This is a genomic window from Methylomusa anaerophila, from assembly GCF_003966895.1.
In the GTDB taxonomy this organism is placed as follows: domain Bacteria; phylum Bacillota; class Negativicutes; order Sporomusales; family Sporomusaceae; genus Methylomusa; species Methylomusa anaerophila.
Window position 1 is genome coordinate 3453425 of record NZ_AP018449.1, and the last position, 17281, is coordinate 3470705.

The 17281-nt window shown below is 45.1% G+C and carries 18 protein-coding genes and 3 pseudogenes; 10 read left to right on the top strand and 11 right to left on the bottom strand.

The window, feature by feature from the left end; genetic code table 11:
- Position 1: 1 nt before the first annotated feature.
- The gene (locus tag MAMMFC1_RS15675) at positions 2-1603 is read left to right on the top strand and encodes a DHA2 family efflux MFS transporter permease subunit (protein WP_126309364.1); all 1602 of its coding nucleotides are present in this window, start codon (positions 2-4) and stop codon (positions 1601-1603) included.
- A gap of 30 nt (positions 1604-1633) precedes the next feature.
- Here the strand turns inward: MAMMFC1_RS15675 and MAMMFC1_RS15680 are convergent, their stop codons facing one another.
- The 5 genes from MAMMFC1_RS15680 to MAMMFC1_RS15700 all read right to left on the bottom strand — a co-directional run bounded on the left by MAMMFC1_RS15680 (position 1634) and on the right by MAMMFC1_RS15700 (position 5518).
- Positions 1634-2410, bottom strand: coding sequence for an SDR family NAD(P)-dependent oxidoreductase (locus MAMMFC1_RS15680; protein ID WP_126309366.1), 777 nt, complete (start codon positions 2408-2410; stop codon positions 1634-1636).
- The gene (locus MAMMFC1_RS15685) at positions 2407-3126 is read right to left on the bottom strand and encodes an SDR family oxidoreductase (RefSeq protein ID WP_126309368.1); all 720 of its coding nucleotides are present in this window, start codon (positions 3124-3126) and stop codon (positions 2407-2409) included. Before MAMMFC1_RS15685 ends, MAMMFC1_RS15680 begins: the two co-directional genes overlap by 4 nt.
- Before the next feature lie 200 nt (positions 3127-3326).
- Positions 3327-3617 (bottom strand): putative quinol monooxygenase, encoded by a 291-nt coding sequence (locus tag MAMMFC1_RS15690; protein ID WP_126309370.1) that lies wholly within the window; start codon positions 3615-3617, stop codon positions 3327-3329.
- A 43-nt stretch (positions 3618-3660) separates the two neighbouring features.
- On the bottom strand, positions 3661-4821 hold the full coding sequence (locus MAMMFC1_RS15695) for an MFS transporter (protein WP_232035478.1): 1161 nt from the start codon (positions 4819-4821) through the stop codon (positions 3661-3663).
- Positions 4822-4981: 160 nt separating this feature from the next.
- Complete coding sequence (locus MAMMFC1_RS15700) at positions 4982-5518, bottom strand: flavin reductase family protein (RefSeq protein WP_126309372.1); 537 nt, start codon at positions 5516-5518, stop codon at positions 4982-4984.
- 216 nt (positions 5519-5734) lie between these two features.
- On the opposite strand from MAMMFC1_RS15700, the gene MAMMFC1_RS15705 reads away from it, so the two are divergent.
- On the top strand, positions 5735-6607 hold the full coding sequence (locus MAMMFC1_RS15705; protein WP_126309374.1) for a LysR family transcriptional regulator: 873 nt from the start codon (positions 5735-5737) through the stop codon (positions 6605-6607).
- Positions 6608-6785: 178 nt separating this feature from the next.
- Here the strand turns inward: MAMMFC1_RS15705 and MAMMFC1_RS15710 are convergent, their stop codons facing one another.
- Entirely contained in the window at positions 6786-7703 is a 918-nt protein-coding gene (locus tag MAMMFC1_RS15710; RefSeq protein WP_126309376.1) for a LysR family transcriptional regulator, read from the bottom strand.
- A 13-nt stretch (positions 7704-7716) separates the two neighbouring features.
- Here MAMMFC1_RS15710 and MAMMFC1_RS15715 point away from each other — a divergent pair, with 13 nt between their 5' ends.
- On the top strand, positions 7717-9249 hold the full coding sequence (locus tag MAMMFC1_RS15715; RefSeq protein WP_158618792.1) for an MFS transporter: 1533 nt from the start codon (positions 7717-7719) through the stop codon (positions 9247-9249).
- Between the two features lie 96 nt (positions 9250-9345).
- Here MAMMFC1_RS15715 and MAMMFC1_RS15720 read toward each other — a convergent pair whose 3' ends face one another.
- Positions 9346-10479, bottom strand: coding sequence for a DUF362 domain-containing protein (locus MAMMFC1_RS15720; RefSeq protein WP_126309380.1), 1134 nt, complete (start codon positions 10477-10479; stop codon positions 9346-9348).
- A gap of 347 nt (positions 10480-10826) precedes the next feature.
- On the opposite strand from MAMMFC1_RS15720, the gene MAMMFC1_RS15725 reads away from it, so the two are divergent.
- Complete coding sequence (locus MAMMFC1_RS15725) at positions 10827-11219, top strand: MerR family transcriptional regulator (protein ID WP_126309382.1); 393 nt, start codon at positions 10827-10829, stop codon at positions 11217-11219.
- A gap of 86 nt (positions 11220-11305) precedes the next feature.
- Here MAMMFC1_RS15725 and MAMMFC1_RS22425 read toward each other — a convergent pair.
- A pseudogene (locus tag MAMMFC1_RS22425) lies at positions 11306-11401 on the bottom strand (twin-arginine translocase subunit TatC); the annotation flags it as partial.
- A 57-nt stretch (positions 11402-11458) separates the two neighbouring features.
- A pseudogene (locus MAMMFC1_RS15730) lies at positions 11459-12205 on the bottom strand (IS256 family transposase); the annotation flags it as partial.
- 21 nt (positions 12206-12226) lie between these two features.
- Between MAMMFC1_RS15730 and MAMMFC1_RS15735 the strand changes: the two are divergent.
- Together MAMMFC1_RS15735 and MAMMFC1_RS15740 are read left to right on the top strand one after the other, a co-directional pair.
- Positions 12227-12754, top strand: a complete 528-nt coding sequence (locus MAMMFC1_RS15735; RefSeq protein ID WP_197723837.1) for a (R)-mandelonitrile lyase — start codon at positions 12227-12229, stop codon at positions 12752-12754.
- 27 nt (positions 12755-12781) lie between these two features.
- Positions 12782-13495 carry a carboxymuconolactone decarboxylase family protein gene (locus MAMMFC1_RS15740; RefSeq protein ID WP_126309386.1) on the top strand — a complete coding sequence of 238 codons (714 nt, stop codon included), beginning with the start codon at positions 12782-12784 and terminating at the stop codon, positions 13493-13495.
- A 642-nt stretch (positions 13496-14137) separates the two neighbouring features.
- On the opposite strand, the gene MAMMFC1_RS15750 is transcribed toward MAMMFC1_RS15740, so the two are convergent.
- A complete protein-coding gene (locus MAMMFC1_RS15750) occupies positions 14138-14701 on the bottom strand; it encodes a ferredoxin domain-containing protein (protein ID WP_126309388.1) in 564 nt (187 codons plus the stop codon).
- Between the two features lie 124 nt (positions 14702-14825).
- On the opposite strand from MAMMFC1_RS15750, the gene MAMMFC1_RS15755 reads away from it, so the two are divergent.
- Together MAMMFC1_RS15755 and MAMMFC1_RS15760 are read left to right on the top strand one after the other, a co-directional pair.
- Positions 14826-15209, top strand: coding sequence for a winged helix-turn-helix transcriptional regulator (locus MAMMFC1_RS15755; RefSeq protein ID WP_126310651.1), 384 nt, complete (start codon positions 14826-14828; stop codon positions 15207-15209).
- 169 nt (positions 15210-15378) lie between these two features.
- Positions 15379-15669 (top strand): annotated as a pseudogene (locus MAMMFC1_RS15760) (methyl-accepting chemotaxis protein); the annotation flags it as partial.
- A gap of 94 nt (positions 15670-15763) precedes the next feature.
- Here MAMMFC1_RS15760 and MAMMFC1_RS15765 read toward each other — a convergent pair.
- The gene (locus MAMMFC1_RS15765; RefSeq protein WP_126309390.1) at positions 15764-16060 is read right to left on the bottom strand and encodes an integrase core domain-containing protein; all 297 of its coding nucleotides are present in this window, start codon (positions 16058-16060) and stop codon (positions 15764-15766) included.
- A 144-nt stretch (positions 16061-16204) separates the two neighbouring features.
- On the opposite strand from MAMMFC1_RS15765, the gene MAMMFC1_RS22970 reads away from it, so the two are divergent.
- Entirely contained in the window at positions 16205-16348 is a 144-nt protein-coding gene (locus MAMMFC1_RS22970) for a GNAT family N-acetyltransferase (RefSeq protein WP_408631251.1), read from the top strand.
- 135 nt (positions 16349-16483) lie between these two features.
- Positions 16484-16870, top strand: coding sequence for a nuclear transport factor 2 family protein (locus MAMMFC1_RS15775; protein WP_197723838.1), 387 nt, complete (start codon positions 16484-16486; stop codon positions 16868-16870).
- Positions 16871-17281: the final 411 nt, after the last annotated feature.

Here is a 17281-nt window from a genome sequence, read left to right on the forward strand (position 1 = left end):
GGTGAATATTCCCCGTATTACGCTGCCGGGTGCGACATATCGGTGGTGGGCACTGGTAGTGACGATTATCGGCAATTTCATGAGCCTGCTGGACACCAGTATCGTCAATATCGCCATTCCCAAGATGATAGCGGTCTTTTCGGTGGAAGCGAAAGACGCCCAATGGATTTTGACCGCTTATATGCTGACTATGGGAGTGATGCAGCCGGTCAGCGGCTATTTCTGCGACAGATTCGGCACGCGGCGGATGTACCTGTTCAGCCTGACCGTGTTTACCGCCGGCTCGGCATTGTGCGGTATGGCCTGGAGTAACGACAGCCTGGTCTTTTTTCGCATCCTCCAAGCGATCGGCGGCGGGCTTATTTATCCTGTGACCATGACGATCGTTTATCATAACTTTCCGCGCGAAGAGCGCTATCAGGCCATGAGTATTTGGGGACTATCAGCGATGGTTGCACCGGCAATCGGTCCGACTTTGAGCGGCTATCTCGTAGAGTACTGGGACTGGCGGCTGATTTTCACCATCAATGTTCCGGTGGGTTCTATTGGTTATCTATTGGCCGCGTTGATACTGCGGGAAAGCGTACTTACTCGCAAGGGCAAGTTTGACGCCGCCGGTTTTATCACGTCGTCCCTGGGGTTGTTTTGCCTGCTGCTGGCGCTCAATAAGGGGGCGGAAGAAGGCTGGACGTCAGCCTATATTCTTGCTCTGCTCTATATTTCCGTTGCCAGTCTGGCGTTATTTGTCGCCATTGAGCTTACGTCTGAAAATCCGCTGCTTGATTTGACGGTGTTTAAGAGCTGGAATTTTACCTGCAGTTCCTTCGTTTTGTTCAGCGGGACTGCCTGTATGTACGGCGGTCTTTTTATGGTGCCGCTATTTATGGAGAATATCCGTGATTACACGGCGATGCAGACCGGCGTTCTGCTGCTGCCGGCGGCATTGATCTCCGGACTGATGATGCCGGTAGCGGTCAGAATCGCCAGAAAAGTGGGGCCAAAACCAGTGGTAATCGCCGGCGTAATTATCCTGGGAACTGCTTCCGTGCCTTTTGCGAATCTTGACCTGGATACCGGCTACTATACCATACTATTTGTCATAGTTTTAAGAGGGGTGGGGCTGGGATTATTTCTGATGACAGCCACCACATTGGGGATGAATATCCTCCCCTTGGCTAAAATGAGCCGGGCGACGGCGATGAAAAGTGTGATCCGCCAAATTGCCGGATCATTCGGTATCGCCTTATTATCGACGGTGATCCAGCACCGTCAGGCCTATCACTTGGCCCACAGCGCGGAATATATGAATGTCGCCTCATTTCCCATGAAACAAACTCTGGTAAGCTACGAAAACCTTTTTTGGCAGGCCGGGGGGACACCGGGAACTGTTCAACACATGCTGACCTACGGGGACAGCCTATATGCTCAGGCCGGTTTTGCGCCAGGTATCATCCAGACCAAGGCTTTGGCGCTGCTTAGTTCCGTTGTACAAAAGCAGGCATTAATCTTCGCCTTTGATGACGCATTTGTTGTTTTGGCGCTGATCTGTTTTTGCGGAATGATTCCCGCTTTGTTATTAAGAAACCGGGTTTCCTCTAAATGAACCGTCAGCAGTAAAGAAAGCCATATTCCTTTACACCACATGTGGTTGACCGGTGGAAGCACTGGTGCCGCCGTCAACGGGGAGCACAACGCCGGTGATGTAGGCGGCATCGGGCGAAGCCAAAAACAACACGGCCGGAGCGATATCCTCCGGATACCCTGGTCGTCCCAAGGGAATACGGTTAATAAACGGGGTGAGTTGTTCAGGCGAGCTTGCCAGGTTCACAGTCATATCGGTTATGGTAAAAGCTGGTGCAATGGCGTTCACGCGGACGCCTTTTGCGCCCCAATCCAGCGCGAGAGAGCGAACAAAGCCGCTGACGGCGTGTTTGGTGGCATTGTAAGCGGCCTGTCCCCAGTCTCCGTTTAACCCGGATACCGACGAGGTTGCAATCAGTGTGCCGCCAACCTCCTGCAAGGCCGGAAAAGCAGCTTGGGCAAGATAGAAAAATGCATCCACGTTTATTGAACGAAGTTGCTCCCAATTTTTTTTGTTCAGATCTATAATGTCTCCGCCCGCATAAACGCCGGCGTTGCTGACCGCTACGTCCAGACGGCCAAAACGCTCTAGTATCGTCGCCACAATCTGTGCGGCGGCTTGTGGCTCGGAGATATCTTTTGCAATCGCCAGGGTACGCTCTTGCGGGTAGGCAGCCAGTGTTTCTTCTAATGCTTCCAGGCGGCGTCCGACAACAGCGACGGCAGCATTGTTGTCTAGAAATGCCTGCGCAATGGCCCGTCCCATGCCACTGCCGCCTCCGGTTACCAAAACGACCTTTTGGTCGAAGGGATAAGAATTCTTTGTCATACGTGCCTGGCGCCTCCCTCTATATGGATGGTTTCGCCGGAAACATTTCCGGCACTGAGCAACCATATGGCAGCATCCGCAATATCATCGGCTGTACCGACCCGTCCGACTAAACTGGATGCCGCAGCGCCGGCGAACAGGCCTTTTTTATCTTGCTCTCCAAGCGGGTCCCAAGTACCAGAATCCGTAATGCCCGGGGAAATTGCATTCACGCGAATGGGCGCCAGTTCTTTTGCCAGCTGTGAAGCCAGGAAAGCAACCGCTCCATTGGTTACTCCCATCACCGTATATCCGGGGGCTGGTTTCCACGCGGCCACACCGGAGAATAGAAGGATAGAGCCTGTTGGAGACAGAATGGGGGCAAAGTGCTTTGCCAATAGCAGGGGGCCAATCACTTTTGCTTCAAACGCGGCGACGATTTTATCATGTTCCAGATCTTTGACAAGCACGTTGTGGTGGGCGGACGCGGTGATTACCACATGATCGACGTGCCCCAGCTTGGCTGCTGCGGCAGCAATTGTGCTTTCATCCGTAATATCGATATGGATCGCACTCGCCCCTGGCAACTGGGCGGCTGCCTGGGAAGCCTGTTCAAGGTTGCGCGCGCCAATCACTACCTCGGCTCCAGCTTCGCCCGCCCGCCGTGCAACGGCCAGACCCAAATATTTCGACCCGCCGATAACCAATACCCTTTGCTTACTAAGTTGTTCTTTCATGTTGATCTCCTTTCATTCTTCGAATTGTGTTTTTTGCTCTCTACGAAAAGGAGCGAGACTTCCATCATGGAAGTCCCGGTTCAGTACCCCAAGCATTCACCAACCAAGATCACCGTTATACATCCCGCGATCTTACACATCCGCTCTTTCGCGGCAGGCGGCTAGTTATTCTCGGTATGCCTGAACAGCACACCCGTTTTTCATTCTACTTTCTGGTACAGGTTGATTTCCCCCGGCTTTTCAAGAAACTCGTCAAGTTGCGGAAAGAGCTCTCTGAAATGTCTGGACGCCATGTGTTTGTCGAGGGCCTCCTGGTTTTCCCATTCCTCTATGAAGGACAGTACCCCGGAATTTTGCGAATCCTGAAACAGATCGTAACTGATGCATCCCACATCGGATTGGTGGGTCTTCTCTACAAGCTTCTTGGCGATAGCGATGAAACTGTCGATTTTGCCCTGTTTCACTGTCTGCTTTGCCACAATTGTAATCATAGTAACACTTCCTCTTTTTTATATTTGCTAATTGGTGCGCCAATCATTTTGCTAAGGCCGCTCGGCGGCGGCCTGTCATGAAGCGGTTGAGGGTGAGCACCAGCAACAACGCCGTGAAAGAGAGCCCCCCACCGCCGAAGCCCACAAAGCCGAGACCGGCATGGTCGACAATCAGCCCGCCGACTAGCGAGCCCAGCGAAATGCCGAAATTAAAAAAGATCGAATTCAGCGACGACGCGAGGACAACGGATTGGGGATAATCCTGCTCCGCCACAGCGAGAAAATGCATCTGGATGGGCGAATTGAGCAGATACATCGTTATCCCAAGAATGAGAATGACGGCCGTACCGGCTGCACGGAAATTTAGAAACAGCGGCAGCGTGAACATCAGCGCGGTTTGCAGCAGATATACGGCAGGCATCTTATGCAGTCCGCTTTTGCGCGCCAGCACACCGGAAAGCTGGTTGCTGAGAATGGTAGTCGTGCCGTAAAGGAAGAGAAGAGTTGTCACCCAGTGAATAGGATAGGCGAGGATTGTGGACAGGATGGGCTGCAGGTAAGTGTAGACTACATAAATGCCGCCGGAGCCGAAGAGCGGCAGCAGCACGCCAAGCTGTATCCGCCTGTCCTTAAACAGACCGAGTTGTTCGGCGATCCCGCAGCTAATCGCTGCCGACCGACGGGGCAGCACTGCCGCGAGCAGAAAAAGCACTATGGCGCTGGCCACGGTGATGACCAGAAAGGAGGCGCGCCACCCTGCGGCGGCGCTGATCCATGCTCCGATGGGCACGCCGAACACTGCGGCGATGCTAAATCCCGAAAACACCCACGAGATGATGAACGCTTTTTTCTCCCGCGGCGCGATGCGATTGGCAAATGTCAGCGCAAAAGCAATTATGGGACCGGAAACAGCGCCGGTGAGGACCCGGGAAACGCAGAGCAGCAGGTAAGACTCGGACAGAAAACTGAGAAGGTTCCCCACGATGAACACGACCGTGAGAAGCAAGAGCGAACGGTAATGGCTGCAAGGTCCGAGCAGCAGCGTGATGATCGGTGTCGCCACGGCATACACCAGTGCAAAAGCGGTAACAAGGATTCCCACCTGGGAGACGGGTACCTGCAGAGACCCGGCAATATCCGATAAAATGCCCACCACGACAAATTCGCTGCACCCGAGCGTGAAGCTCAGCAGCACCAGCGCCACAGTCTGTAGTTTATAAGGATTCATGGGCTTGGGGATCCAAAGAGCGCTTCTCCTCGAAAAACTATCACTATCATTTTCATTATCAGTATCATTGATTGGTTGCATAAATTCGTCAACTCTCGTCTGCTGTATAATCTAGGGCACCACGCTTTATGGAAGGCTATTCGATGATATACGCACTGACAATTTCTCCATAATAAGCCGTATGGAAATCCCTGTTTGCATCGTAGAAAAAGCTATCCACATCCTGCGGGTAGAAGGCCTTCTTGTTTTCTTCCGTAATGGCATGCTCATCTTGTTTCTGTTTATAGACAACCCTGCACTCGATCGTTAAAGGAAGTTCCTTAATTGCAGGGACAGAAACAATCTTCGGTGTTTCAAGTGTTAAATTGAGTTCTTTGATTTTGTCAAGGTCTCGACCGGATTTAGTCCCGCAAAACCCCAATATTTTTTTGTCAAAAGCTCCATGGGGTATATTTATTGTAAATTCGGGATTTTTCTCAACCTGAGATCTTGTAAAACGATTTTCTCTGATGAAAACTGTAAATATCGGTTTCTCCCATTCTATTCCCAGAGTGCCCCAGGAAATGGTCATGGAATTTACTTTGTCGCCTGCTTTTGTAGTCAGCAAAACGCCAGTTTTGACTGCATTCATAATATCACTAGCGTAATCCAATACTTCGATTTCTTTCTTCATACTGTGATCCCCCTTTAAATCTTGTTTAGCTTATGATGCTGTGATGTGTACTAGATAGACAGTACCAGTGAACAGCGTGGACTGCCGTAGCTATAGATAAAAGAAACGGATTGTGATATATTTTTATTTATAGGATAGACCATATTGCCGGGTGTACCTAATCGTTGTTGCACATACCGGGTATAACCAAAACGCATAGCCTATGGAAGGAATACTATGATCAGCCTTGAACAGATACGATATTTTTTGGAAATTGTCCGTTGCGGCAGCCTGAATAAAGCGTCAGAACACCTTTACGTCTCGCAGCCGTCGCTTTCAAAACAGCTCCGGCAGCTTGAAAAAGAACTTGGTTGCGAACTGGTTAACCGAAATTACGACGGCGTGGAGCCCAATCCCCAGGGGAAGCTTCTCTATGAGCGGATGAGCAGCGTGCTGGATGAGTTTGACCGGGCCATTGACCAGGTCCGGCATTTTACAGAAGTGCGCCAACTGCGCATCGGCGGCCTGGGGAACCTTGTGACCTATTTTCTCCCCCGGTATATGGAAAAGCTGAAAGCAGAGGGACGAAATCAGGTAATCGTCGATATCTGCTTTTCCAACCAAGACCTTGTGGATGGTGTCGAAAACGGTAAGTTCGACATGGCACTGCTTTCCAATGCGGAGCCGCAGAAAGATATTGCCGTGATTCCGCTTATGACGGAGCCGCTCTATGTGGTCTTTCCGGTGACCCATTCTTTGTATCACCGGGAGGACGTCAGTTTCATGGATATCGTCCGGCATGAAAAGCTCGTGCTTTATAAGGACCCATGCACGATCCGCGCCTCTATACGCAAGGCGTGTAACCGAATGAAGGTCACGCCTAATATCGTAATGGAGCTTGATTTGACGGAGTCGCTCCTCAGCTATGTGAGTTGTGGAAATGGCGTCACACTTTTGCCTTCGATTGTAGCGAAGGCGCTTCAGACCCCGGCTGTCGCCGTGCGGGAAATCAGCCAAATTCCCATTTACCGGGAGATTGCCGTCGCCATGAAAAAAGAAAATGTGCCCGCTTATCTGCCTATGTTTTCCGAGGATGTTGCGACACCTTGAGCTTTCGATATACGCAATAACAAGAATCCTTACGATCATCTCTCCAGCGACGGCAAAAGGGTGCACCTCACTTTGTGGGGTGCGTTTACTTTTATGCCTGCGATTTTGTCTGCGTCTTTCATAACACAGAATGAGGCAGGTTATCTGTATTTTATATTGGAACTATTTGGAGATAAAATTACTTACTGGTAGAATCCAAGATATCGAAAAATATATCGCCAATCTCTAATCTTTTTTTTACAAATTTAATAAATTCTCGAGTTGCAAACCCTAAATACTTATCCGATCTGTAGAAAATACCAATATTGCGCGTAATAGGCCAATCCTTTACTTTAATCAAATGTAATGTTGGGTCATTGATGGATTGGATTAATGGAAGCGGTTGAATGGTTGCTCCAATGTTTGCTTTCACAAACCCAAATATAGATGAGCCTGCTGTCGTTTCAATTATCGTATTTAAATGAAAGCCGTTGTGTCTACAACATTCTTCAACGAGTTCCCTGCTTACAAACCCTCTTGGATACATAACCATATTAATTTTCTCTATATCCATAATAGAAATAGACCGGGTATTTGCTAATTCGTGGTTTTTTGAAACAACCAGTACATATTCCTCCGAATATAAAGGAATACATACTAGTTGTTTCTCTAATTTTGGCAGAAGGGAGATGCCAACATCCGCCTCATTATTAAGAATTTGTTTGTCAATCGTAACGGATGAAAGTATTTTTAAGTGGATTTGCGGAAAACAATTATGAAAATCGATAAATAAGGAATTTAGCCGGTAATCCAATTCTGCGTGTAAAACACCCACGGCTAAACTTCCTCCCTGGAATTCGCGCAGTTCACTGATTTTGTTTTGTGCATTTTGTAAAGTCCAAAAGACTTTTTGGCTATTCTCTAACAGAATAGTCCCGGTTTCAGTTAATTTGATTTTTTTACCAATACGGTCAAATAAGGGTAAGCCTATTTCTTCTTCTAATGCTCCAATTTGTAAACTTAAGGTAGACTGAGCGATGCCAAGTTTTTCAGCCGCTCGGGTAAAATGCAGTTCTTCACAAACTGCAATAAAATATTTTAACTGTTTGAGTTCCATTGTTTGTTTCTCCATGATCATTGTGATTTCTGATGATAACCATATAATTCATTGTATTGAACGATTATTCCTTTTGTACTATGATAAATTTCATAATTTTAAACAGGTTACATGGAGAGGTATTACAATGAATCAACAAGTAGAGCATTCTGGATATTTAGTTGCAGGACTGTCCATTGCAATTTTTATGTCATCTTTAGATACGAGCGTTGTAAATGTAGTATTGCCGACGCTTGTAACAACATTTAAGACCTCGTTTGCGGCGGTTCAGTGGGTGGTGTTAAGCTATTTACTCGTCGTTGCTTCCCTTATTGTGGGAGCAGGAAAGCTGGGGGATGTAATTGGCAAGAAAAAATTGTATATAGGAGGACTGGCCACCTTTACCGTGGCATCCGCATTGTGCGGAATGTCCGCTACTATTATTATGCTGATCATCAGCCGGGCATTGCAGGGGGTTGGTGCGGCCATTGTTATGGCCCTTGGTTTTGCCATTGCCCAAGAGTGGATACATCAGAAAGACATTATCCGCTCTATGACCATTTTGACGGCGATGGTATCCCTGGGCTTCGCCGTAGGGCCTACCTTGGGGGGAATGCTCATTCATATGTTTGGCTGGCGCGCAATTTTTTATATTAATGTTCCTTTCGGCATTACAGCAATTTTTTTAGTCATGAAGGCGCTACCTTCATTTGCCGAAAAAAAAGAAAATACCTTTGACTGGAAAGGAACTTTAATACTTGCCGTTACTTTGACAACTTACATATGTGCCATGACATTAATTGAGATGAAAGGGTTTGCATCAGGGCTTGTACTTAGTCTTTTAGCGGCAAGCATACTCGAACTGGCCATATTTATCTGGATGCAGTCAAGAGTGGCACATCCATTGGTCATGCTGAACATGTTTAGAGACCGTCTGTTGACAACCAGTTTGTTGTCCGGCGTATTTGTGTATTCTAATTTAATGTGCGCCCAGATACTGTCATCGTTCTTTCTTGCAAGGGTTGACGGATTTTCGGAAACACAGATTGGTATTGCCTTGTCCGTGGGACCTTTAACGACAACACTGCTGGGATTTGTGGCAGGAGTTTTGGCAAAACGCTTTCAGCCACGAAAAATTATGGTTGTGGGTATTGGCATTATGATATTTGGTAACCTGGCTATGACTACCATGGCAGCTTCTGACACTTACTGGGACTTTTGTTGGAGAATGGCTTTAATCAATGGGGGATTGGCACTTTTTCAAACTCCGAACAACCTAATGGTCATGGGGGCAGCTAAGTCCAATCAGCGGGGTGTTGTTTCTGGCTTGCTTGCGTTAGGGAGGAGTTTGGGGCAAATAACGGGTGCTTCAGTAATGAGTTCGGTATTTGCCCAACTAGTAATTAAAGCGTCAAAGCAGGGTAATCCCGTAGCAACGGCGGAACCCGTAGCGCTAATTACCGCTTATCACCAGACGTTTTATATTATCATGACGTATATGATCCTTACGGCAATGATTGCTGCGCTAGGAGTAATACAGTCTGAAAAAAGAGAGAGCGCTGTTTAGATACTATTTGATCAATAAAAGAGACAAGAGGCATGGTACTGTATAAAAAAAGCACGCAGGATAAATCCTGTGTGCTCTGTTACTCATACATTCAGTTTATTTAACTACAATCAGCTCATAGTCCCGAGTACCCAACCCGATTTTCTCCGCATGCTCCAAACAGGTGCGCCATTCGGACTCTGGTGCAGAGTTGGTAAAGTGATCATGATGGTCAACAAAGCTCGGGTTTGCTATATTGTCGGCCAAGTGGCTACCTGGAAGCGGCGCGGACTTCAGACAGGCGTCTACACAGGCTTGGTCCAGTGCCAGCGGATCAAAGGATGCAAACATACCCAGATCAGGCAGAATAGGCGCGTCGTTTTCTCCGTGACAGTCGCAGTTTGGGGATACATCCACTACCAAGGAAATATGGAAGGAAGGGCGTCCGTCCACTACTGCTTTGGTATATTCCGCCATACGACGGTTCAAAAGCTCGTTAGCGGCGTCGTTGTCGAATGCGATGGCATCAAAATTGCAGGCACCCAGGCAGCGGGCACAACCCACACAATTTTCCTGATTAACCGTCATCTTTTTGCTGGCAGTGTCAAACATCAGACCCTCGTTGGCACACTCCTTCCGACACCTATTACAGCCTCGACACAAATCCTGTTGAATGTGGGCTTTGCCGCTGCTGTGTTGATCCGTTTTTCCGGCGCGTGAGCCGCTGCCCATGCCTATGTTTTTAATAGCACCGCCAAAGCCGGTCATTTCATGCCCTTTGAAATGGGTCAAGCTGATAAATACGTCTGCATCCATAATGGCTCGGCCGATTTTGGCCTCTTTCACATATTCGCCTCCCACAACAGGTACCGCGATATCATCAGTCCCCTTCAGTCCGTCCCCGATTAGAATAGGACATCCTACTGTCAGCGCGGTAAAACCATTCTCCCATGCACATTCCAAATGCTCTAAGGCGTTTTTTCGTTTACCGGGGTACATGGTATTGCAATCGGTCAAAAAAGGCTTGCCACCCAGTTCCTTTACCACGTCAGCAACGGCCTTGGCATAATTGGGGCGAAGGTAACTGATGTTTCCCAACTCGCCAAAGTGTAGCTTGATGGCGACGAACTTGCCCTCCATATCGATCTGCCCGATATCGGCTTTTTTAATCAGTTTCTTTAGTTTGGCAGGCAGTCCGTCTCCGAAAGCTACCGTACGGAAATCAGTAAAATAAACCTTTACTTTTTCCATTTTTTATCCACTCCTGTTTGAATCATTATTTATATAGGTTGATTTTGTTAAACCTATATAAATGTTTTACTTATTATAATTTCCAAATTTTACAAAAAAATATTTACTGGTATGCCTTACTCCTCCTTTCTAAACAAGGATACAACTTTAAGTTAGCTCCAAGTCAAGTGTTTTTAATAATTTTTTTCGTAATTTTTCAATTTGCGAGGATTTGTTTCATAATTTATAATTTCAGCATAATCTGTAAACTATAAAAATATTGCAGAAATTTTTTTGTTTACTCTTGACTTGGAGTTGACTTAAAGTAATATAATATTTTAAATTAGACAATCAGGAGGTGAATTTGTATGACGATTTCAGAAGTAAGTCAAAAATTTGATATTTCACAAGATACTCTTCGTTACTATGAACGTGTTGGACTGATTCCTCGTGTGAACCGCAATAAAAGTGGGAACAGGGATTATACGGAAGAAGACTGCAATTGGGTCGAATTTATCAAATGTATGCGAGATGCAGGCCTTACAGTTGAAGTGTTGATTAAATATGTTGCCCTTTTTCAAAAGGGTGAAGAAACCGTTGAGGAGAGAAAAAAACTGCTTATTGAGCAGCGTCAACTGCTCCAAAAAAGAACGGAAGAGATGCTGGATACGCTGAAACGCTTGGATTATAAAATTGAGTGTTTAATAGTTACAAGGAATAACAACAAGGAGATTGGAGCATGTATGCCAAAAAAATATTAGAAGTATTTTACCTATTATGGAATATATATATTCCTAACAAAACAAGGTCCTGTACAGCAAGGAAAAGTTTGCTATACAGGACCTTGCTATTTGTGAAGTACATATCTTACCAGGAGGATGCTGAGTTCATATAGCAGTATCATTGGAATTGCAACCATTATTTGAGAAAACACATTCGATGTAAGGGGTCTGTAAATAGTTTTGTGCTTTAGCTACCGCTAAGAAAGTGAAGATTTGACCGGAAAGCAGGCGGCAATGGCTTCGGTAAATCCTCTTAAGTTGTCGACACAGCAAACCAGGATGTCCTGAACTCCGCGATTTCTCAGCTCGTTGAGTACAACCAGCCAGAATTTAGCGGTTTCATGTTCGCCAATCCACATGCCCAGCACATCCTTGCGACCATCCAGGTCAATTCCAATGACCATGTAAGATGCTTTATTAACAATAGCACCTTCCTGGCGGACTTTATAGTAAATAGCATCTAAAAATACCACCGCATAGGTCTTTTCCAGGGGACGATTTTGCCATTCTTTAATGAGGGGCATTAATTTATTTGTCACATTGGAAATGAGGGTTGGTGATATCTCTACTCCGTATAGGCGGTTAAGATGATCCTGGATATCGCGGACTGTCATTCCTTTCCTATAGAGGGCAATTACCTGTTCTTCGATACCCGTTAAGTTTTTTTGATGCTTTTTTATAATTATGGGCTCATGTTCACCATCGCGGTCACGGGGAACTTGGATTTCGGTATCGCCATATTCGCTTATCACTGTTTTTTTACTGTGGCCGTTACGGCGATTCGCACCGGTCTTAGCAGAATTCTCGTTTTTGGTGTAGCCTAACGGGGTATCTAGCTCAGCTTCCATGATTTCCTGAATAGCCTCGCCAAACAGATCCCTGAGCATGGAGGATACATCCTCCGTAGTTTTCATATTCCGTTCTTTAATGAGTTCGCGTATCTGTTCTTTTGTAAGTATGGCCATGCTTCTGCCCCCTTGATTCTATTGTATAGCCTTGTTCGGCTATTGGCAAAAGCACAATCTATTTTACACTACCTAATCCTATCGCTTTCTCTGCTCGTTTCTGCGGGCGCTTTTACGGGCAACAGCGTAGCTGCCGAAGCAAATATAAATTCGCAAACAGTCACCCGAGCCGGTGCACAGGCTTCCTACCAAGGTTCAAGTCAATATTTTACCGGCAATGTACGTGTTGATCCTTTATTTTCCGTAAGCGATTTGACTCCATTTTCGGGCAATTACGTTACTTTTGAATCCGGAGCCCGCTCCGCCTGGCACACCCACCCGGCAGGGCAGCGACTGGTCGTTACTTATGGTGTTGGCTGGACACAGGAGTGGGGTGGTCCGATTGTAGAAGTCCACGCCGGCGATGTCATTTGGTGCCCGCCCGGCGTCAAGCATTGGCATGGAGCATCGCCAACCACACCCATGACCCATATGGCTATTACCGGCGTAGTCAATGGCAAAAGCGTTGATTGGCTGGAAAAGGTCAGCGATGAAGAGTATCGGAAATAAACTTGAAAACAAAGAGAGGTAATGTGGATGAAACATAAAATTGCCATATTTCTGGCAGGAATTTTCTTCTCATTAGTCGGGTTAACTCCGGTTTCGCAGGCGGCAGGTGCTCAGGATCTGTCTGCCAAACAACAAGGTATTGTTACGATTGCGGCTTTTACTGCCAAAGGCGATTTAGAAGGGCTAAAAACTGCGTTAAACGAAGGCTTGGATGCTGGTTTGACTGTAAATGAAATTAAAGAAATTCTTGTGCAGATGTACGCTTATTGTGGATTTCCACGCAGCTTAAATGGAATCAATACCTTCATGAGCGTAATGAAAGAACGGGAAGCCAAAGGTATCAAGGATGAATTGGGCAGGGAAGCAAGTCCCTTGCCTGATAATAAAAGCAGCATCGAACTTGGCACAGAAGTTCAGACAAGCCTGATAGGTGCCCCCGCCAGCGGGGCAATCTACACCTTTGCTCCCGCCATTGATCAGTTTCTAAAAGGACATTTGTTTGGGGATATCTTCGGACGCGACAACCTGGATTTCCAGAGCAGGGAGATCGCGACCATTTCGGCCTTGGCCAGCATGAACGGCGTTAATAACCAGCTTCGTTCCCATTTCAATGTGGGATTGAATGTGGGGCTGACCGAAGCGCAGCTGAGGAGCCTGATAACCGTGCTCGAAACGAGAGTGGGCAGGCAGGAAGCCGATAATGCTCAAGATGTGCTGCGCGCGGTTTTGAATAGCCGGTAACATTGTTGGCATCAAAAAGACCCAATCTGAGGTTGGACTGAAAAATACCAGTGGAGGAACTCGGAATTGGTTTTGTTCCGTATTTCTCAAATTTGAGTTACAAATAGCCGGATGAAACTAATGAGATTAGTTTCATCCGGCTATTTGATGACTAAAAAAGGACGGAACAACCCCGTATGGAGATCGAGCGGATCTTGTGCTGTATGGTGCAACGGAATTTGCCTATGCCACTAGAGACAATTCGAAGACCATTATTTATGCCTAATAAAAACAGCAGCCAGTCGCGCAAATTCCGCTCTTTGAGGTAACGCTTCATATTATCTATTTGTTTTTTATCCCTAATCGGCTCCACAAACTCCATCATTATTCTCACCTTTTAATATGTCATACATAATAATATAATATGACATATTAGAAGGCAAGGATGCTTTATGCGTTGATTAATAAAAGCCCGCAACCCCTTGCTATGTCTGTGATTGCAGACTTTCAATGAATCTGTCACAAGTGTATTGTGACAGATTCATTGAATCATACCATAAGGCATGAAATTCATCTTTGTTTTGTGTGTACTTACCAATCATAAGTTGTCGCGCTATTGCTTCGCAGCCGATCCTCTTGCGACGAAAACATTTGCTGAAAATATTATACAGTTGTGCTTGGGTGGAAGGCTCCTAAATCAAAATATTTATTTTTACCTGATACCGACAGTGGAATTCCTAAAATTTTATTCACGTCATTACCCAGCAAGCGCATTTCCATTGCTGTTTTTCCTATTGAGAACATTATGCGGTTATCAATCCTATTATCGGCCGCTATGGAAACTGCGCTGCCGATGGCAATTCCCAAATCAATATCATCAAACGCACAGTGACCTCCTTTTTGTTGAGTTTCACTGCAATTCTCAAAACCGCAAAAACCGCAGAAAGTAATGCCTCTCGGTTTTGTTTTTGTTCCAATTAGAACGACCGCATCCGAATTTCTCACACTTTTAGCGTCGCGTATGTTTCGCGTGCAAAATTGCTTATCATGTTTATGCCCTAACGCATCCATTTTAGTAGCCAACTTTTCTAGATCTATTTCCGTCAAAATTGCTGTTATGATACGGTCAATTCCTCTTGTTTTTGGCGCCGTTCTCGCAGCTACGCACATTTTTTCAGCGACATCTAATACTGCTTCTTTTTCAGCCACGCTGCTTTCAATAACCATACAATCCCTCTCCTCTCCTCTACTAAATGTATGGTATAATAATAAAATATAATTTTACTATTTGCTAGTACGCACATTTATGTGACATAGTATCTATTTTTATACTAAAAAAGGGAGTATCATGATGATTGAGTATAAAGGTGCCTCTTATCAATGTTCAATGGAATTAACACTTTCTCTCATTGGCGGTAAATGGAAATGTATAATTATTTGGTATCTAGGTGAAAATACCTTACGCTTTTGCGAATTAAAAAGAAAATTGCCAGGCGTCACACAAAGAATGCTGACATTGCAACTTAGAGAGTTAGAGAATGACGGTCTCGTAATTAGAAAGATATTTGTACAGGTGCCTCCAAAAGTAGAGTATTCGTTAACTGATGCCGGAAAAAGGCTGATTCCAGTACTTTCAAAATTGTCAGAATGGGCATTAAATTGTTATACCACTTATACCACTTATACCGCTGACGCGGTTACTATCTCCAGCAGTCAGCGACCTAGTGAAGAATAAACGGTCAAATCTTTATTCCGATAAATTCCATTTACTTTTCAGTACATGACACGAATGCTACCACTACCCCAATAAGGAAAGTAGTGTGTAATGCAATCAGAAATTTCTCCAAGTAGAAAAGCAAATATGCAAACAGGAAGCATTTCTCTCCATCTTCTTTTGTCAGCCAAGCCTAAATGCTGCAATTGAGGCGGCACGCGCTGGCGAGCAAGGGCGGGGGTTTTCTGTTGTAGCAGAAGAAGTCCGCAAACTAGCAGATCAATCGCAGGAAGCAACGAAAAGCATTCAAACGACTTTAAAGGAAATAGAACAAGCTGTTACCGCTCTTAATCAGTCAGTGGAAATAACAGGAGCGATTAGTCAGGAGCAAGCTGCTACCACTCAAGAATTATCTTCTGTATTAGATAGTGTCAATAACAGCACTAAAATTCTTCAGCAACACGTGGCTCGGTACAAATAAAATTGGTTGACTGGTTTTATTGGCCTCCGGGAAATGAAACGCACCAGAGAAAACAGACAGAGAAAAGAAAAGCCTATCGCAGAATATTGCTAATTTACGCCGATTGGCGCCGCTTTTCAAGCGGTGCTCGTCGGTATTTCATTTGAAAGCGCTCAAAGTTGTAATAATGGATGTAATCATCGATGAGCGTCTGCGCGTGCTCAAAGTTTTGAATTTTCTGCCGGTAAATGTATTCCGTTTTCAGGATCGCGAAAAAATTCTCAGCCATTGCGTTGTCATAAGGGTTTCCTCGTCTTGACATGGAGGGTGTAATGCCATATTCTTTAATCAGGTTAAAATATGCTTGTGAGGTGTATTGAAACCCTTGGTTGCTGCGGATCTGCAATTCCACAAACGGCGACTTATCGACCTTCTGTTTTACGGCTTTCTGATCTCAGACAATGAGGATGGAATATTGGGTTCTATTCTGTTGTTATATGGAAGCGATACTTATTAGGACCATATTTTTATTGATCCCCGTTTTTAAAACCAGGGAATTGGCAGCAATTTAATGAAGCATCTAATAAATACACAACGAGAAAATGGAGTAAGGACAATTAACATCTTAGTTGATCCTAATGCTGCCGGATTTTATGATAAAATCGGAGCTGAGTTTATCATATGTTCTTTCCAAACATAGCGGGAAGAGAAATTCCGCTTTATCGTATTAATTAAATGTCTGATTGGCAATATTGTCCTTCTGATTTGCTTTAAGCCCTTAGTTACTTTATCCTGGAATTGCAATCGTTGATGTAAAACAGTTGTGATTGTAATTATGAAGAAAAGGCTAGAGCGAGCACTTGAATTGAGAATTGAATGGGTGATGTTAGTGGATACACAAAGCATATTGCGCGCTTTTTTCGATGCCGAGAATAAGCGAGATTGGGAAAAATACCGTAGTTTTCTTTCACCCGATATAGTATGGGTTTTACATTCTAAACAAACAATGGTAGTTTATGAAAAAGTAGAAGCATATTTATCAGCAATAATGGAAGCGTATAAGAACAGTGATAACACATTTGTTTGTGAAGCAGTGTATAAAAGTTCGGATGGACATAAGCTTGTTGCTATTTTGAAAAACAATCTTGGAGAAAGATCGTGCGATATATTTTATTTCAGAGATGATCTTATTGTTGAAGAACATGAATTTATATTAGGGTGATGTAGAAATATATGCCCGGCATAATCTGGCGGAAAAAGGAAGATAAAAGGTGTCATTCAGGTCACTCATGGCATAGGTGAAACAGTTGATCATTACCAGGAATTCAGTGAAAAACCAATTAAGGCGGGGGTTGCTGTCTAAATAAATGAAGCAAGCGGTTATGGCAGGACAGCAGGCGATATTAGTTCACTAAAATACAGGGAAAAGCCGGTGATGGTGATATCGGCGAAACCGAATTTGTTAAAATGAAGGAGATTTGCATACTCTGTCATTGATAAATAACAGCAAAAAAGATAAAGGAGCGTGAAACAATGGATGAAGTTCGGCAGTGGAAAGTGAGAATTCATTAAAATAGGGAAATGGTTACAAATACATAAAGATTCTGACAACAATTTTACAACAACCACGTTG

Excerpts from the sequence above, each read along its gene's own strand:
- MAMMFC1_RS15775 (WP_197723838.1), top strand. The coding sequence starts at position 16,484 with ATGAAGAAAAGGCTAGAGCGAGCACTTGAATTGAGAATTGAATGGGTG.
- MAMMFC1_RS15755 (WP_126310651.1), top strand. The coding sequence starts at position 14,826 with ATGATTGAGTATAAAGGTGCCTCTTATCAATGTTCAATGGAATTAACA.
- MAMMFC1_RS15725 (WP_126309382.1), top strand. The coding sequence starts at position 10,827 with ATGACGATTTCAGAAGTAAGTCAAAAATTTGATATTTCACAAGATACT.
- MAMMFC1_RS15680 (WP_126309366.1), bottom strand. The coding sequence starts at position 2,410 with ATGACAAAGAATTCTTATCCCTTCGACCAAAAGGTCGTTTTGGTAACC.
- MAMMFC1_RS15720 (WP_126309380.1), bottom strand. The coding sequence starts at position 10,479 with ATGGAAAAAGTAAAGGTTTATTTTACTGATTTCCGTACGGTAGCTTTC.
- MAMMFC1_RS15715 (WP_158618792.1), top strand. The coding sequence starts at position 7,717 with ATGATCATTGTGATTTCTGATGATAACCATATAATTCATTGTATTGAA.
- MAMMFC1_RS15685 (WP_126309368.1), bottom strand. The coding sequence starts at position 3,126 with ATGAAAGAACAACTTAGTAAGCAAAGGGTATTGGTTATCGGCGGGTCG.
- MAMMFC1_RS15750 (WP_126309388.1), bottom strand. The coding sequence starts at position 14,701 with ATGGTTATTGAAAGCAGCGTGGCTGAAAAAGAAGCAGTATTAGATGTC.
- MAMMFC1_RS15740 (WP_126309386.1), top strand. The coding sequence starts at position 12,782 with ATGAAACATAAAATTGCCATATTTCTGGCAGGAATTTTCTTCTCATTA.
- MAMMFC1_RS15710 (WP_126309376.1), bottom strand. The coding sequence starts at position 7,703 with ATGGAACTCAAACAGTTAAAATATTTTATTGCAGTTTGTGAAGAACTG.
- MAMMFC1_RS15705 (WP_126309374.1), top strand. The coding sequence starts at position 5,735 with ATGATCAGCCTTGAACAGATACGATATTTTTTGGAAATTGTCCGTTGC.
- MAMMFC1_RS15690 (WP_126309370.1), bottom strand. The coding sequence starts at position 3,617 with ATGATTACAATTGTGGCAAAGCAGACAGTGAAACAGGGCAAAATCGAC.
- MAMMFC1_RS15700 (WP_126309372.1), bottom strand. The coding sequence starts at position 5,518 with ATGAAGAAAGAAATCGAAGTATTGGATTACGCTAGTGATATTATGAAT.